15 protein-coding genes are annotated in these 16,039 nt (G+C 50.7%); 11 read left to right on the plus strand and 4 right to left on the minus strand.

Annotated elements, in window-relative coordinates; all coding sequences use genetic code 11:
• Positions 1-45 precede the first annotated feature (45 nt).
• Complete coding sequence (gene gyrA, locus BLT35_RS01230; RefSeq protein WP_062408821.1) at positions 46-2,481, plus strand: DNA gyrase subunit A; 2,436 nt, start codon at positions 46-48, stop codon at positions 2,479-2,481.
• Here the strand turns inward: gyrA and BLT35_RS26705 are convergent.
• Entirely contained in the window at positions 2,478-2,645 is a 168-nt protein-coding gene (locus BLT35_RS26705; protein WP_171005809.1) for a hypothetical protein, read from the minus strand. The two genes, gyrA and BLT35_RS26705, sit on opposite strands and share 4 nt — an antisense overlap.
• 200 nt (positions 2,646-2,845) lie before the next feature.
• On the opposite strand from BLT35_RS26705, the gene BLT35_RS01235 reads away from it, so the two are divergent.
• Entirely contained in the window at positions 2,846-3,259 is a 414-nt protein-coding gene (locus BLT35_RS01235; protein WP_054817795.1) for a MarR family winged helix-turn-helix transcriptional regulator, read from the plus strand.
• Between the two features lie 133 nt (positions 3,260-3,392).
• Entirely contained in the window at positions 3,393-3,494 is a 102-nt protein-coding gene (locus tag BLT35_RS27425) for a putative holin-like toxin (protein WP_254777486.1), read from the plus strand.
• 258 nt (positions 3,495-3,752) lie between these two features.
• Here BLT35_RS27425 and BLT35_RS01240 read toward each other — a convergent pair whose 3' ends face one another.
• A complete protein-coding gene (locus BLT35_RS01240; RefSeq protein WP_062408820.1) occupies positions 3,753-4,442 on the minus strand; it encodes an RluA family pseudouridine synthase in 690 nt (229 codons plus the stop codon).
• Positions 4,443-4,445: 3 nt separating this feature from the next.
• Positions 4,446-5,309, minus strand: coding sequence for a class I SAM-dependent methyltransferase (locus BLT35_RS01245; RefSeq protein ID WP_054817796.1), 864 nt, complete (start codon positions 5,307-5,309; stop codon positions 4,446-4,448).
• Between the two features lie 424 nt (positions 5,310-5,733).
• Between BLT35_RS01245 and glgB the strand changes: the two genes are divergently transcribed.
• From glgB to BLT35_RS01275, 6 genes are all read left to right on the plus strand, one after another.
• Positions 5,734-7,674: a 1,4-alpha-glucan branching protein GlgB gene (gene glgB / locus BLT35_RS01250; RefSeq protein ID WP_217437319.1), complete on the plus strand. Its 1,941-nt coding sequence runs from the start codon at positions 5,734-5,736 to the stop codon at positions 7,672-7,674.
• On the plus strand, positions 7,667-8,842 hold the full coding sequence (locus tag BLT35_RS01255) for a glucose-1-phosphate adenylyltransferase (protein ID WP_074726825.1): 1,176 nt from the start codon (positions 7,667-7,669) through the stop codon (positions 8,840-8,842). The genes glgB and BLT35_RS01255 overlap by 8 nt, the downstream gene beginning before the upstream one ends.
• Positions 8,839-9,948: a glucose-1-phosphate adenylyltransferase subunit GlgD gene (gene glgD, locus BLT35_RS01260; RefSeq protein WP_074726826.1), complete on the plus strand. Its 1,110-nt coding sequence runs from the start codon at positions 8,839-8,841 to the stop codon at positions 9,946-9,948. The genes BLT35_RS01255 and glgD overlap by 4 nt, the downstream gene beginning before the upstream one ends.
• A 144-nt stretch (positions 9,949-10,092) precedes the next feature.
• Positions 10,093-11,520, plus strand: a complete 1,428-nt coding sequence (gene glgA, locus BLT35_RS01265) for a glycogen synthase GlgA (protein ID WP_074726827.1) — start codon at positions 10,093-10,095, stop codon at positions 11,518-11,520.
• A 151-nt stretch (positions 11,521-11,671) separates the two neighbouring features.
• Positions 11,672-12,433, plus strand: a complete 762-nt coding sequence (locus tag BLT35_RS01270) for an NRDE family protein (RefSeq protein ID WP_309225052.1) — start codon at positions 11,672-11,674, stop codon at positions 12,431-12,433.
• Between the two features lie 21 nt (positions 12,434-12,454).
• Positions 12,455-12,865, plus strand: coding sequence for a DUF2203 domain-containing protein (locus BLT35_RS01275; RefSeq protein ID WP_074726828.1), 411 nt, complete (start codon positions 12,455-12,457; stop codon positions 12,863-12,865).
• Between the two features lie 135 nt (positions 12,866-13,000).
• Here BLT35_RS01275 and BLT35_RS01280 read toward each other — a convergent pair whose 3' ends face one another.
• Positions 13,001-13,219, minus strand: a complete 219-nt coding sequence (locus tag BLT35_RS01280) for a hypothetical protein (protein WP_054817799.1) — start codon at positions 13,217-13,219, stop codon at positions 13,001-13,003.
• 593 nt (positions 13,220-13,812) lie between these two features.
• Here BLT35_RS01280 and BLT35_RS01285 point away from each other — a divergent pair.
• Together BLT35_RS01285 and BLT35_RS01290 are read left to right on the plus strand one after the other, a co-directional pair.
• Positions 13,813-14,817 carry a LacI family DNA-binding transcriptional regulator gene (locus tag BLT35_RS01285; RefSeq protein ID WP_054817801.1) on the plus strand — a complete coding sequence of 335 codons (1,005 nt, stop codon included), beginning with the start codon at positions 13,813-13,815 and terminating at the stop codon, positions 14,815-14,817.
• Positions 14,818-14,859: 42 nt separating this feature from the next.
• Complete coding sequence (locus BLT35_RS01290) at positions 14,860-16,038, plus strand: thiolase family protein (RefSeq protein WP_074726829.1); 1,179 nt, start codon at positions 14,860-14,862, stop codon at positions 16,036-16,038.
• The last annotated feature ends 1 nt before the right edge of the window (position 16,039 follow it).

Genomic DNA, 16,039 nt, shown 5'->3' on the forward strand with positions numbered 1-16,039 from the left:
CGGCCATCCTGAGAAAATAATATAAGCGTATACGGGGGGCCTTAAGTGAGCATACTCGAAAACTTTTTGCCGGCCTTTTTGGAAGAGGTTGTAGGTGATCGGTTCGGCAGGTATTCTAAATATATTATTCAAGACCGGGCGATTCCGGATGTGCGCGACGGGCTGAAGCCGGTGCAGCGGCGCATACTTTATGCGATGTACGATGCAGGCAATACGCCGGATAAACCATACCGCAAGTCGGCCAAGACCGTTGGCGACGTCATGGGCAACTACCATCCGCACGGGGATTCGTCGATTTACGAGGGCATGGTGCGTATGGCGCAGCCCTGGAAAATGGGTCATGTGCTGGTCGACGGCCACGGCAACTGGGGCTCGCTGGATGACGATCCGGCTGCGGCGATGCGTTATACGGAAGCCCGCTTGTCCGAAATTGCGATGGAACTGCTGCGAGATATTGAGAAGCGTACGGTGCAATTCAAGGATAACTTCGATAATACGACAAAGGAACCGGTAGTGCTGCCTTCCCGATATCCCAACCTGCTGGTAAACGGGGTAAGCGGGATCTCATCCGGTTTTGCAACCGAGATTCCGACGCACAATCTGCGCGAAGTGATCGATGCCTGCATTGCGCTGATCGACCGGCCGGACCTTACGCTGGACGAGCTGATGGGTATCGTCAAAGGGCCCGATTTTCCTACCGGAGGCATCATCATGGGCTCGGAGGGCATCCGTGAAGCGTATCGGACCGGCAAGGGCCGCATTTATGTCAGGGCGCTTACATCAATCGAAGAAGTGCGCGGCGGGCGCCAGCAAATCGTCATTACGGAAATTCCTTATCAAGTGGTCAAATCCCGGCTTGTCACAGCGATGGAAAACATCCGTCTGGAGAAAAAAATCGAAGGCATTGCCGAGGTGCGTGACGAGAGCGGCCGTGAGGGTCTGAGGATTGTTGTCGATCTGAAGAAGGATGCGGATGCGCAGGGGATTTTGGCTTATTTGCTGAAAAAAACGGATTTGCAGGTCACTTATAACTTCAACATGGTCGCGATTGTAAACAAGACGCCAAAGCAGCTCGGCTTGAAGGAAATGCTGGAGGCTTACATCGAGCACCAGAAAGAAGTCGTGACACACCGGTCTCAATTTGAGTTGGAGAAAGCGTCGGACCGCGCGCATGTACTCGAAGGATTGGTTAAGGCGCTGAATATTCTCGACGAGGTCATCGCTGCGATCAAGGCGTCGAAGAACCGTCAAGACGCGCAAAACAATCTGGTGGAGAAGTTCGGCTTCACAGAACGCCAGGCCGACGCTATTCTGACGCTTCAATTGTACCGTTTGACCAATTTGGAAATTCATTCGCTGGAGAAAGAGCTCGCGGATGTGCAAAAAACGATTGAATATCTGCAGGGCATTCTCGGGAGCGAGAAAAAGCTGCTTGGCGTGATTAAAAAGGAGATCTCGCAAATCCGGGATAAATACGGAATCGACAGGCGTTCCAAAATTCAGGATGAAGTAGAAGAACTGAAGGTCAACCTGGAAGTCATGGTGACCGCCGAGGACGTATTCGTTACGCTTTCGAACGAGGGATACATCAAGCGCACCGGTAAGCTCTCTTTTATTCGTTCGGGCGGGGAAATTGACAAAACGGGACTGAAAGAGGGCGATTACCTCCGCAGCCTGCTGGATGTCAATACGCTGGAAAACCTTCTGATTTTTACGCAAAAGGGCCAATACTTCCTGCTTCCGGTACATCAAATTCCGGAGTTCAAGTGGAAAGAGAACGGTACGGCGATTGTCAATATCATCCCGATTCCCAAAGATGACCGGATTGTTCATGTGCTTCCCGTGAAGGATTTTGAAGAAGCGGGCAAATCGCTCCTGTTCATTACGCGAAGAGGACAAGTCAAGCGGACGGAGCTCAAAGAGTATGCAACGAACCGTTCCACCGGAATTGTTGCCTGCAAGATTGGGGAGCAGGATGCACTGTTGGATGTCAAGCTGAGCACCGGCTCCAAGGAGCTGCTGCTTGTCACCAGGCTCGGAATGGCGATCCGCTTCAATGAAGACGAGGTTAACCCGATGGGGCGCGCCGCGGCAGGCGTTCGCGGCATTCAATTGAAGGAAGACGATGAAGTGGTCTCCGCCGAGTGGCTGGATGGAGACGAAGGAGAAGTATTGGTTGTATCCGATTTGGGATACGCCAAGCGCTCGCTCGTTGTCGACTATCCCGTGCAGGGCCGCGGGGGGAAAGGCGTCTTTACATTTGAATTCAAGGAAGGCAAGCGGGTGAAGCCGAACGGCACAGGAATCCGCGGCGCTTTTGTAGTCAAAGAACCGTTCGACATTACCGCGGTTTTAAGCAGCGGCGATAGAGCCGAATTCTCGACAGAACAAGCTCCGATTGAGGAGCGCAAGTCCACAGGGAAGCAGATCATTCCATTAGGCAAGAACGATACGGTCAACGTTTTGCTCAAATTTACTTAATCATAGCTGGTGTAGTTCGGCTCCACTTTTTCGAGCAGCTCCAGCATCATTTGTAATACGGCCCACACCGGTATCGAATCGTCCAGCTTTTCGAGCCATTGTGGGTCGTTGATTATGCCCTTCTGCAAGGCGGTTTCCCCGATTTTCTTCTTCCAATCTTCCAATGAAGCTCACTCCTTTTTTACACGGTTTGACAAGCTCCGCCGATAGGTGAACGTCCCTAGTGCATTATATGTTGAACTAGGTCAAATGGTACCTGTTTTTATCGTTTTATGTCCTAAAATATTTATGATATTAACCTTTAAAATCACAAGCGGAAGTGTTATAATTTTAGGTAAGAAATGGCTCTGCGGGAGTGATGAATGTGGTAACCCAAGAGTTTGCAAAGCTCTGGTGGAAATTGTCAAAAGATCTGAGAACGCATATGGAAACGGAGTTGGCCCCCACCTTGACGGAAGGGCAGCTTACGGTTCTGGAGCTTTTGATGTTCTCCGGACAGCAGCGAATGAAACCATCGGATTTTACCGACGTTTTGGCGACAACGCCGGCCGCGGTGACGACGCTTCTTGACCGCATGGAAAAATCCGGGTTGATTTCCAGGGAAAGAGATGAGAAAGACCGACGAATCGTATGGGTTCTGGTGACGGATAAAGGGCGGGAGGAATGCGAACGCGGCATACAGATTCGGGAGCGCTTTCTTCAGGCTTATCTCAGCCGCATTTCGTCGCATAACCAGCAGCTTCTCGTCTATTTGCTCGGAAAAGTTGCAAATGCATAAAGTGTTTACATTCGTAAAATACGAAAATATGTTCTCATTTATAGCGCCATATGGTATAATGTGGTGACAATAGAATAGGCACTCAAGGGCGGTTGGCAGATCCTCGCAGCTTACCGGCTCGCGTAAAGCGGGCTTGGAAGGAGGTGATGCCATGGAAGTAAAGGATGCGGTAACCATGATGTTCATGTTCGGCATGTTCATCCTCGCCTTGCTTTCCTACTTGAAAAAGAAGTAGACCTCCCTTGAGCCTTGGTAGCCAGGAGGTCCAGCATTCTTGGTTTGACCTTGTGCCGATCGCCCTTGGGGCAATCTATTGTACCCCGGACCGTGGATGCTGCGAACATCTTCGGTCCTTCTTAGATTTATCAGTTAGGGTGTTATGTAAGATTATATTAACACATTTTGGACTGCTTTGAAAAGACGTTCGGCTATTTTGTTCGACCTATTGTACTATGAAGCAGGCGTTGAGAAGGACGAACGTATAACCTTGGCCTCAATAATCCCATAAGCTCCAGGGATACGTACCGGGAGGGCGGGAGGAAAAACTCAGGGATTCTTTGGTCACCGGATGCTCGAAGCTGAGCATCGTGGACCACAGCGCGATCTGCTGTCCCGGTCGCGCGAAGCGTCCCCCGTACCGCTGATCTCCCGCCAAGGGGCAGCCGATCTCCGCAAACTGTACGCGAATTTGGTGCGGACGGCCGGTTTGCAGCTCAACCTGTACAAGCGAAAGACCGTCCTGATGATCCAGAACCCGATAGTCAAGAATCGCATCTTTGGCACCGGGTTTGGTCTGCGGAACGACGGATACCGTATTCGTCTTCGTGTCCTTCAACAGATGGTGTCTCAGCGTACCTTGCGGCGGCAGCGGACGCCCGTGAACCACCGCTGTATACACCTTGCGAATCGAGCGGGTGCGAACGGCATCGGAGAGGCGCGATGCCGCCTTGGAGGTTTTGGCGAATACCATGACGCCTCCGACCGGGCGGTCAAGCCGGTGGACCAGCCCGAGGTAAACATTGCCCGGCTTTTGATAACGCTGCTTCAGATCGGCTTTGATCAGCGTCAGCATATCGGGATCCCCGGAGTCATCCTCCTGCGTAGGCACGTTTGGCGGCTTGATGACGACAATCACATGATTATCCTCATACAGCACCTGTAAGGGATGAGAAGCGCCGGACATTCGTTACGCCTCCCATCGGCCAAGAATTCCGCAGGGGAGCGTAAGCTTGGTGGCGGTAATCGGCAGACCGATTTCGCCGCACGATATCGTTCCCCCGTAAGAACGTCCGAGCGACAACGACAAAATGTTATGGAGCACGGTAGCCGAGAGGCCTGTCGTATAAGAGTTGATCAGGAAAAAAAGCGGCTTGTCCGTCAATATGTTCATGCACGATTCAACAAACGGGTACAGGTTCGTTTCGAGCTTCCACGTCTCGCCGTTCGGGCCGCGGCCGTAGGAAGGAGGATCCATGATGATGGCATCGTACTTGCTTCCGCGCCGCTGCTCCCGCTGCACGAATTTGAACACGTCATCGGTGATGAAGCGAACCGGACGATGGCCGAGGCCTGAAAGCTGCAAATTTTCTTTGGCCCATTGCACGACGCCTTTGGATGCATCCACATGACATACCTCAGCCCCCGCTGAAGCGCACGCTACCGATGCCCCTCCGGTATAGGCGAATAAATTCAACACGCGGATCGGTCTTCCGGCGCTGCGTATCTTATCCATCATCCAGGTCCAGTTCACCGCCTGCTCAGGAAACAGACCGGTATGCTTGAAGCTTGTAGGTTTAATGTGAAAGGAAAGTCCGTGATAAGATATGGTCCAGCGTTCCGGAATGTCGTTTTTGTATTCCCAACGGCCGCCGCCGCTGGAGCTGCGGTGATAGTGTGCGTCGGCATTGCGCCAAACGCCGGTTTCCTTGGCCAAAGGCCATATGATTTGCGGGTCGGGACGTCTCAGAATAATGCTGCCCCACCGTTCCAGCTTCTCGCCTCCGCCGGTATCGATAAGCTCGTAATCTTTCCAATCTTGTGCTGCATACATAAATTGCGACCATCCTTTGTTTATGTTCTTATGCTTAACCGGCCTGAGCCGTTATCCATTTTCACATTCTACACGATTCGGACGGCCGAATCCATCGGAGCGTAAAAAAAGAAGCGTTTCCGGGAAAATATCTGTATCTCATGAATCCCTCTCCTTTTTTATCATGGTTTCGTTCAGCGCATCTTCAAACATATCTTTGAGCTTGTTGCAATATACTTCAATCTGAGTTCCTCTCACTTATCGTTTGAATCGGCAAGCCCATGCCGCGGATTCATCAGCAGGTGCAGCTCCTTACGTAAACATTTCCTTACATTTTATCAATCTTTATGCAGAATAATCGAAATCAGGAAAGTGATTTTTCAAAGATGCAGTAGGGGTGTTATCGAACACAGAAATGAAACGAAAAGGGGATGAATGAATGGTAATGAGCTTGATCCCCGGTCCGGAGGATTTGTATTTATTTCATGAGGGCAATTTATTCCAGAGCTACCGCATGCTCGGCGCCCATTTGACGATAGAGGCAGGCGTTTCGGGGGTACGTTTCTCCGTTTGGGCGCCGCATGCCCGGGAAGTGAGGGTGGTTGGCGATTTTAATCGTTGGGACGGCTCCAAACACGTTATGCAAAAAATCAGCCTCTGGGGCGTCTGGTCCTTGTTTGTGCCCGCTGTCAAAGAGGGGGATTATTACAAGTACGAAATTGCGACTTCGGGAGGCGCGACGCTGCACAAAGCAGACCCTTATGCCTTCTGGTCTGAAGTGAAGCCGGGAACCGCATCACGCATCGCATCTCTCGAAGGTTACGAATGGGCGGATCAGGCGTGGAGGGAGAAAAGAAAGACCACATCGGCCTTTCGTGGCCCTATGAACATCTATGAGGTTCACCTGGGCACATGGAAGAAAAAGCCGGACGGAGGCTACTATACCTATCGCGAACTGGCCGAGGATCTGGTCGAATACGTAAAAGATATGGGATATACCCACATCGAGCTGCTGCCTCTGGCCGAGCATCCCTATGATCGTTCCTGGGGCTACCAGGCGACAGGTTACTACTCGGTGACGAGCCGGTTCGGAACGCCGAAGGATTTCATGTATTTTATAGACCGCTGCCACCAAGCGGGGCTCGGGGTAATTATGGATTGGGTGCCGGGGCACTTCGTGAAGGATGACCATGGCCTTCGCCGCTTCGATGGAGAACCGCTTTTCGAATACAATGACCCTGCACGCGCCGACAAACCGGAGTGGGGAACGCTCTCCTTCGATTTCTCCAAGCCGGAAGTGGTCAGCTTTCTGATCTCGAACGCCTTGTTCTGGATGGATATCTATCATATAGACGGCTTGCGGGTGGATGCCGTGGCCAGCCTCCTGTACCTCAATTTCGGTAAACCGCGCGAAATGTGGGTGAAGAATACCCACGGAGGGGACGAGAACCCCGAAGCGATCGAATTTATAAAAAAATTGAATCGTACCGTCTTTGGTTATGATCCGCATGCGCTGATGATGGCTGAGGATTCCACCGCCTGGCCGCTCGTTACAGCTCCCGTTCATGACGGCGGCCTGGGTTTTAACTATAAATGGAACATGGGCTGGATGAACGATATGCTGAAGTACATGGAAATGGATCCGTACTTCCGGGGCGGCAGCCATTCATTGCTGACATTCAGCTTTATGTACGCTTTCTCCGAAAATTATGTGCTGCCGCTGTCTCATGACGAAGTGGTGCACGGCAAAAAATCGCTGCTTAACAAAATGCCGGGCGATTACTGGCAGAAGTTTGCCAACTTGCGGGTGTTATACGGCTATATGATGTCTCATCCGGGCAAAAAATTACTTTTCATGGGAGGTGAGTTCGGTCAATTTGACGAATGGAAGGATTTAGAAGATCTCGATTGGGAGATGCTCGGCTATGACAGCCATCTCAGCATGCACCGCTATGTTCGTGACCTCAATCACCTGTATTTGCGGGAAGCGGCCTTATGGGAGCTAGATCATCAGCCTGAAGGATTCGCCTGGATCGATCCGCACGATCAGAAGCAAAGTGTCGCCACGTTTATGCGGAAGTCCAGTGATCCTGAGGATGTGCTTGTCATCGTGAGCAATTTTACCCCGGTTTACCATGAACACTATCGAATCGGCGTTCCTTATGCCGGTGAATATGTGGAATTGTTCAACAGCGATGCGGGCGAATACGGAGGCTCCGGCAAGCTCAACTCCGGCAAGCTGAAAACCGAGGAAATTGCTTGGCATGACCGCCCGGACAGTCTGCATATAGGTTTGCCGCCGCTGGCTACGGTGATTTTCAAACCGATCAAAATCAAGCGGAAGCGTTCGAAAGCCAATCGAGGAAGGAGCAGAGCCGATGCGTAAAAAAGAGTGTGTAGCCATGCTGCTGGCAGGCGGCGAAGGAAGGCGTCTAGGATTGTTGACGAACAAGCTGGCCAAGCCGGCGGTGCATTTCGGGGGAAAATACCGGATTATCGACTTCACATTGAGCAACTGCACGAATTCGGGCATCGATACCGTCGGCGTGCTGACGCAGTACCAGCCGCTTGTGCTGAATACCTATATCGGTATCGGAACGCCGTGGGATCTCGACCGCAAGAACGGCGGGGTTACCGTGCTCCCTCCCTATATGGAGCAAAGCGGAGGAGATTGGTACAAAGGTACCGCGAACGCGATTTACCGCAACATTTCGTTTGTCGAGCAGTACGCTCCCGAGTATGTCCTGGTCATTTCAGGAGACCACATCTACAAGATGGATTACGATGTGATGCTGGATTTCCATAAGCGCAGGGGCGCGGACGTGACCATTGCCGTGATTGAAGTCAAATGGGAGGAGGCCAGCCGCTTCGGCATTATGAGCGCGGATGAGGATCAATGCATTATCGAATTCGTTGAAAAGCCGGAGGAGCCGAAGAGCAATCTCGCTTCTATGGGCATTTACATATTCAATTGGCAGGTGTTAAAGGAATACTTAATCAAGGACGAGGCGGATACCGGATCCAGCAAAGATTTCGGCAAGGATGTCATCCCCGCTATGCTGCGCGACAATTTGAGGATGATGGCTTACCCTTTTGCGGGGTATTGGAAAGATGTCGGTACCGTTCAAAGTTTGTGGGAAGCCAATATGGATCTGCTTGAGAATGAACCCAAATTCAATCTCAACGACAGGGAGTGGCGCATCTACTCGGTCAATCCGCTTCAGCCCGGGCAGTATGTAGCGCCGACGGCGCAGATCAGACGGTCGCTGGTGAACGAAGGCTGCTGTGTATTCGGTGAAGTGGATCATTCTGTGCTTTTCTATGGAGTGGAGATAGGGGAAGGCAGTTTGATTAAGGATTCGGTCATTATGCCGAACGTCAAGATCGGGAATAACGTAAAGATTTATAAATCCATTATTGGTGAAGGAACGCTGGTGGAGGACGGCTGCGTCATCGGGCAACCTCAGGAGGAAGGCGATCAGGACATCATTCTGATCGGCAGTAACGAACGCATCAGGATGACTACTTCTTCGGTGAGAGGTGATTTTGCATGAAGCGAATGATGGGCGTGATTAATCTGGTCAACGAACCGGATGATTTGGAGGAACTGACCTATTCCCGCTGCGTTGCCTCGGTGCCGTTCGGTTCGAGATACCGGTTGATTGATTTTACCTTATCGAACATGGTGAACTCGGGGATTGAGAATGCAGCTGTATTCACACAGCACAAATACCGTTCTTTGATGGACCATCTGGGTTCGGGCAAAGAATGGGACCTGGATCGGAAGCGCGGCGGTTTGTTTATTTTACCGGCCATACTTCATGAGACCACTGGAATGTCCCGGGGGGATTTGTTCCAGTTTTACAGTCATCGCGATTACTTTTACCGCGGCCGTGAGGAATATGTGGTGATTTCCCGCAGCCATATCGTATGCAATATCGATTATAATACCGTGTTGGATTTTCACCTGGAGAAGGACGCTGACGTCACGGTTATCTATACAAAAACGGCGAGCGATGAGTATGCCAAACACCGCCGTTTGGCCGTCAAGGATGACGGGCAGGTGACGGTGATCGAGGATTATTCGGGACGTCTTCGGACCGACAACATCTCGATGGAAACGTATGTGATGAGCAAAGAGCTGCTGCTCGACATGGTCGAATCCTGCCTTGCCCAGGGGTATGACCATCTTGTGCGGGACGGCATTATGAAAAATATCGGCAAGCTGCGGGTTTACGGCTATTTGCACGAGGGGTATACCGGCATCGTAAACACCATTCAAAGCTATTATAAACACAGCATGATGCTGCTGAATCCGAAGGTCTGGCGGGAGCTGTTTTTCCAGAAAAATCTGATCTACACGAAGGTCAAAGACGAACCGCCTGCCCGATACGCAGAGAACGCTCATGCCCGGAATTCGCTTATTGCCAACGGCTGCGTGATCGAGGGCAAAGTGGAGAACAGCATTTTGTTCCGCGGAGTCAAAATCCGCAAGGGCGCATACGTCAAGAACAGCATCATTCTGCAAAACTGCGAGATTGAAGAGAATGTCATCATTGAGAATGCCATTCTCGACAAAGATGTGTTTATCAGCAGAGGCCGTGTGCTAACGGGTGACAAACAAGCACCGTTTATTGCTTCCAAAACCAAGGTGATATAGGATATTGCGGCGTGTCCGGTTGATGGGCGTGATGCCGGTTGCTCGACAGGAGCGTACTTTACAGCGGCTGCTGCCGGATAAGGCGTCACCTCCGATTCGCCCTATTTTCCGGACCGCCTAAAATTAAAGGAGTGGGAGGAAGCCATGAAAGTGTTATTTGCCGCATCTGAAGCCGTACCTTTTATCAAGACGGGAGGACTGGCCGATGTCATCGGCTCGCTGCCCAAGGCACTTGCAAAGCAAGGTCTTGATGTTCGTGTCATCCTGCCCAAATATGAGGGTATCCCGCAGCATTTCGTGCAAAAGATGGAGTCCGTCGCCGTCTTTGATCTGCAGATGGGCTGGAGATCGTTGTTTTGCGGTATCTTGAAGCTGGAGCACGAGGGCATTATTTTTTACTTTGTCGATAACGAATATTATTTCAAGCGTTATGGCTGTTATGGCTACGGTGACGATGCCGAGCGTTTTGCCTTTTATTGCCGGGCGGTGATGGATGCCTTGCAGCACATCGATTTTATGCCGGACATTATCCACTGCCACGATTGGCAAGCCGGGATGATCCCCGTGCTGTACCGGGCCCACTTCAGCTACCAGCCGCCGTATGCCCATCTGAAGACCGTTGCAACGGTTCACAATTTGAAATATCAAGGCGTGTTCGGCAAAGAACAATGTAAGGATTACTTTTCTTTGGGGGACGAGCATTTCCATGGATATGCGCTGGAGCAGCACGGAGGGGCAAGCTTTCTCAAAGGCGGATTGCTGTACTCCGACTTCATTACCACGGTCAGCCCGACTTACGCCGAAGAAATCCAAACGCCGTATTACGGCGAACATCTGGACAGTCTGCTGCGCAGCCAGTCGCACCGGCTGACGGGGATTTTGAACGGGCTCGATTATGAGGAATTCGATCCGATGACGGACCCTCATGTGGAGATCAACTACCGCGATTCGTTAGCGAAGAAACAGCAAAATAAAGTAAAGCTGCAGGAACGGCTCGGACTTCCTGTAAACAAAGAGATTCCTCTGATTGCGCTTGTGACGAGGCTGGTGGATCAAAAGGGGCTTGCCTTGATCGACCGGGTCATCGGCGAGCTGATGTCGCTGGATGCCCAGTGGGTCATTCTAGGTACGGGAGAGCCTCGTTTTGAACAATTGTTCCGCTGGGCCGCCAATGCTTTTGAAGACAAGCTGTCCGCGCAAATCTTATTCGATGAAGGACTTGCGAGGCAAATTTATGCGGGTTCGGATCTCTTCCTGATGCCGTCGCTGTTCGAGCCTTGCGGCATCGGCCAACTGATCGCCATGCGCTACCGCAGCGTTCCGATCGTTCGTGAAACCGGCGGACTGCGCGACACGGTTATCCCTTACAACGATAAGACGGGAGAGGGTACAGGCTTCAGCTTCACCCATTATAATGCGCATGACATGCTGTATACGGTGGAGCGTGCAGTCAAGCTGTACCGCGACCCTAACGTTTGGGCGAATTTGATAAGCAATATCAAGAAGAAAGATTTCAGCTGGCGCAAATCGGCTCAGCAGTACGCCGGCTTATACCAAAGCCTGGTGAATTAAGCGTTACCGGCTGCGGGAAAAAGGGACCTTCAAAGGTCTCTTTTTTGCATATGCAGGGCAGGAGGATGGAATAGGGAAGGTTCATTGTAAAATAACCCTATCTTTATTAAACTGAAGATACAGAAGAAACAACAAAGATGAAAGCTGGGATTTGACATTGTGTTTAATTTTGTTTGCTTATCATGCACACGAAACCTACAAGCTGATCGTTGCCGCCAATCGTGATGAATTTTACGATCGGCCGACAAGTCCCGTTCATTATTGGGAGGACCATCCTCATATCCTTGCCGGCCGGGATTTGTCCAAAATGGGGACGTGGATGGGGGTGACCACCGCCGGACGTTTTGCGGCTTTAACGAATTATCGCGACCCGAAGGAAGTGCTGGAGGGGAAACGCTCGCGTGGGGAGCTGGTTGCCGATTTTTTGAAGGATCATCAGGCCCCTGAGTCTTACATGCTTGAAGCAGCGAAAAAGCGCGATCGTTATCCGGGCTACAATTTGCTGGCTGGGGATGCGGATGAGCTGTATTACTATTCCAATATCGAGAATAAGGTAAAAAAGGTGGGTCCGGGTATTTATGGTCTCAGCAATCACTTGTTAAATACCGATTGGCCCAAGGTTCGGCGCGGGAAAGAAGGGTTGGCTGAAATCATAAACGGAGGCCGGGGGGATATGGCAGAACGGATCTTGGCTTTGCTCCGGCAGGATGATCCCGTTTCGGATGACCTGCTTCCCGATACAGGAATTTCCCTGGAATGGGAACGCCTACTTTCTCCTATTTTTATTCAAAGTGAACATTATGGAACCAGGAGCTCCACCGTTTTATTGATGACGGATAAAGAAATTTATGTCAAGGAGCGGGTCTATTCGACGGAAGGAACGAACGACCGGCAATATACGATTACACGATAAGGGATGGGGAGTGAAGACGCTATGATCAATAAACGATTTACCTTGAGCGAGGCGAACGCGATGCTGCCGCGATTGGTCGAGGATCTGCTGCGGCTGCAGGCATTAACAAGACAGTTTGAGGACAAGTTTCAGGAGCTGCAGAAGAAAAAGGCGCTGCACAAACATTTCATACATACGGAGGATGAGAAGGACCCGTTTTTCGAGGATGAAAGTCAGCTTGAATTTATGCGGATCGAAGTGGATCTTTTCATAGAGAACTTCACCCGGCAAGGCGTTCTTCTGAAGATGATCAATCCCGGTTTGCTTGACTTTCCAGCGGTAGTGGACGGGAAGGAAGTGCTGATCTGCTGGAAGCAGGGGGAAGAGCGCATTACACATTACCACGGCTGGCATGAGGGGTTTATCGGCCGGAAAAAGCATCCTGAAGCCTGACGGGCATTTGAAAGCCGGATAAGCTGATGATGATATCCCCATTGCGGGCCGGCTTCCTGAACGGTGTAAATCTAAAAAACGGGCAGCCCGGAATGGCTCTCCCGTCCCGGACTGCCTTTGCGGCGGCATAGGAAATCAGGCCTGAACGGCCTCGTCATAATACATCGTCTCCTTGTTGAAGGAGCGGTTAATGGTTAAAAAGGCATGAAGAAGTTCAAACATTTCCGATTGGTTGAGCTCCAGCTCGATGCGTTCTGCCGTCTCTTTCTGTTCGGATACTCGAAACCGGATCGATTTGTCATTCGAGTTCATTTGTAATTCCAGCTGATCCTTCTTCAGCACGCTTTCCCACATGAAATATCACCCATCCCTTTCCTTTTGCATTCTACGGTAACCCCGTCTGTTGAACACGAATAAATATATGCGTGCGCTGCGGAGATGATGACAGCACATCGGTATTTACTTTGCATGGGAAGAGGGAGCGATAGTAAAATCCTTGCAGCAAGGAGTGGAGCGAATGACGGAGGAAACCTGCAGGCATGAAGCTAAACGAAAACCAGTCAAACCGGGGGGTTCGGAGGAATCCTTCTTTTTGCGTTCGGTTGAAACGTTCAATTGCAAAAAAAATATGGAAAAAACATGTTGTATTTTATAAAGGGATTGATTATAATGGCAGTAGAAATCAGCTAAACGTTTCGCTGAGAAGAGCTCAAATCTATCAGCGGTTTTATTCGGGCAGCGTTTCCGGGCTGGTTAACAATTTTATTAGGTTTTTTACAGGTTTATATTCAGGTTTTATACGATCGATAAATATGGGATTGATTACGCTTAATTTGCCATAGGGCATGGAAAGTTATAGGGTGAAAAGACGCTATTTTGTTTGATTTTTTAATTTATTAGCTAAACGTTTAACTAAACGTTTAGCTGGTTGATCGGAGGGTTAGGCGATGGCGACGATGAAAGATATCTCAAAAATGGCCGGGGTTTCCATTGCGACCGTATCGGCAGTAATCAATAAATCCGCATATGTCAGCCCCGAGCTTACGGATAGAGTCAATAAAGCAATCGAGGAATTAAATTACAGGCCGAATGCAGTGGCGCGAAGCTTGAAATTGAAAAGCACCAACACGGTAGGCGTGATCATGTCGGATATTTTAAACCCTTACTATCCGACAATCATCAAAGGGATGGATGATGCCGCCATCCAAAATAACTATAGTCTGATTCTTTGCAACACCTCCAACGAGCAAGGAAGGTTCCTCACCTATCTGGACCTGATGGTGGAAAAGCGGGTGGACGGTTTGCTTCTGGCCAATATCTCGAGTCAAGAGGACTTGCAAAAAGTGGAGAGCACGGGGTTAAAATATGTACTGCTTAACCGGAAGCCGCCTGCTTATGATAAAAATTATGTGGGAATCAACAATCCGCTGGCCACCGAGCTTTCCGTAAAACATTTAGCTAAGCAGGGGCATAAAAGGATCGCTTATTTATCCGGTGATTTACAGGTTTCAACAGCAAGGGAACGATGGGAAGGCTTTGTCAGCGGAATGAACCAGAACGGGCTCCCGATCGACGATACCCTTATTTTTCATGGGGATTATACCCAGGAATCCGGCTATGCCAATGTAAAGAAAATGCTTGGCGAAGTGAAAGAGCTTCCGGACGCCATCTGTGCCGCAAGCGATCTCGTGGCCTTCGGTGCGGTAAAGGCTTTGAGGGAGGCCGGTATCCGGGTTCCCGATGATATAGCGGTGATGGGAAACGACAATAACCCGTTCTCTGAAAACTTTATTGTTCCCTTGTCCACCATTGCTCACCCTACCTATGAGATGGGGAAAAATGCGATGGAGTTCCTGCTGCAGATGATCGAGAATCAGAATGAAATTCATCACCGGCAAATTATATTAACTCCGTCATTGATTGTACGCGAAAGCTGCGGCAGCTCAGCTTAAAGCTGGCTGTCGCTTCATAATAAACTTTCTGGAGGGAAAAAAATGAAGGATGTTGTTATCGTAGGTGCAGCGCGTACGGCGATAGGAACCTTTGGGGGCTCGCTGAAAGATGTTCACGCCGCGGACCTGGGAGCTATCGTAATCAAGGAAGCATTAAAGCGTGCCCAGGTGTCGCCTGAATGGGTTGAAGATGTGATCGTCGGATGTGTCGGTCAGGTTGCTGAAAGCGCTTTTATAGCAAGGATGGCCGCACTTCGGGCCGGGCTGCCGACCCATAGCAATGCCTATACCGTAAACCGCTTATGCGGGTCGGGCCTGCAGGCGATCAACAGTGCCGCTCAAGCGATCCGTGCGGGAGAAGCGGAAATTATTGTCGCCGCCGGTACGGAGAACATGGATCAATTGCCATATTATGTAAGAAAAGCGAGATATGGCTACACCTTCGGCCACTCTCAATTGGAGGACGGATTATTAACCGCTTTAACCGATCCTTTCGGGAATTACCCCATGGGCATGACGGCAGAGATTGTCAGCAAGCGCTTTAATATTTCCCGTGAGGAGCAGGATCAGTTTGCGTTTGAAAGCCAGATGAAGGCCGCAGCAGCCATCGACCAGGGGAAATTCAAGGGGGAAATCGTACCGGTTCAAATTCCGCAGCGCAAAGGCGAAGCGATTGTCTTTGATACCGATGAGCATCCGAGAAGAGGGACGACGCTGGAAAAGCTGGCTGCGTTAAGACCGGCCTTTCAGGAGGGCGGAACCGTCACCGCAGGCAATTCGTCCGGCATCAATGATGCCGCAGCAGCCGTCGTCGTGATGAGCGCCGATAAGGCAAAAAAGTTAGGGCTGCGACCGCTGGCTTACATACGCGAGCAGGCAATGGCTGGCGTTGAGCCCGAAATCATGGGCTTTGCACCGGCTCCCGCTGTGAAGAAGCTGCTTCAAAAATCGGGATTAAGCTTGCAGGATATCGACTTGCTGGAGCTGAATGAGGCCTTTGCATCACAAGCGGTGGCCGTGATCAAGGATTTGGAGATCGATCCGTTCAAAGTGAATGTGAACGGCGGAGCCATTGCTCTTGGACATCCGATTGGAGCAACCGGTTGTATCCTGACAGTGAAAATTCTGGCCGAAATGGAACGGCGCGCCTCCAAATACGGAGTGGTAACCATGTGTATCGGCGGAGGCCAGGCGGTAGCTACGCTATTCGAGAGGGCATGAT

Source organism: Paenibacillus naphthalenovorans, from assembly GCF_900099895.1.
GTDB lineage: Bacteria > Bacillota > Bacilli > Paenibacillales > NBRC-103111 > Paenibacillus_G > Paenibacillus_G naphthalenovorans.

What these genes read in the sequence shown, in the direction of transcription:
- BLT35_RS01285 (WP_054817801.1), top strand. Translation starts at nt 13,813, where the DNA reads ATGGCGACGATGAAAGATATCTCAAAAATGGCCGGGGTTTCCATTGCG.
- BLT35_RS01290 (WP_074726829.1), top strand. Translation starts at nt 14,860, where the DNA reads ATGAAGGATGTTGTTATCGTAGGTGCAGCGCGTACGGCGATAGGAACC.
- BLT35_RS01255 (WP_074726825.1), top strand. Translation starts at nt 7,667, where the DNA reads ATGCGTAAAAAAGAGTGTGTAGCCATGCTGCTGGCAGGCGGCGAAGGA.
- glgA (WP_074726827.1), top strand. Translation starts at nt 10,093, where the DNA reads ATGAAAGTGTTATTTGCCGCATCTGAAGCCGTACCTTTTATCAAGACG.
- BLT35_RS01240 (WP_062408820.1), bottom strand. Translation starts at nt 4,442, where the DNA reads ATGTCCGGCGCTTCTCATCCCTTACAGGTGCTGTATGAGGATAATCAT.
- BLT35_RS01245 (WP_054817796.1), bottom strand. Translation starts at nt 5,309, where the DNA reads ATGTATGCAGCACAAGATTGGAAAGATTACGAGCTTATCGATACCGGC.
- glgB (WP_217437319.1), top strand. Translation starts at nt 5,734, where the DNA reads ATGAGCTTGATCCCCGGTCCGGAGGATTTGTATTTATTTCATGAGGGC.
- BLT35_RS01280 (WP_054817799.1), bottom strand. Translation starts at nt 13,219, where the DNA reads ATGTGGGAAAGCGTGCTGAAGAAGGATCAGCTGGAATTACAAATGAAC.
- BLT35_RS01275 (WP_074726828.1), top strand. Translation starts at nt 12,455, where the DNA reads ATGATCAATAAACGATTTACCTTGAGCGAGGCGAACGCGATGCTGCCG.
- glgD (WP_074726826.1), top strand. Translation starts at nt 8,839, where the DNA reads ATGAAGCGAATGATGGGCGTGATTAATCTGGTCAACGAACCGGATGAT.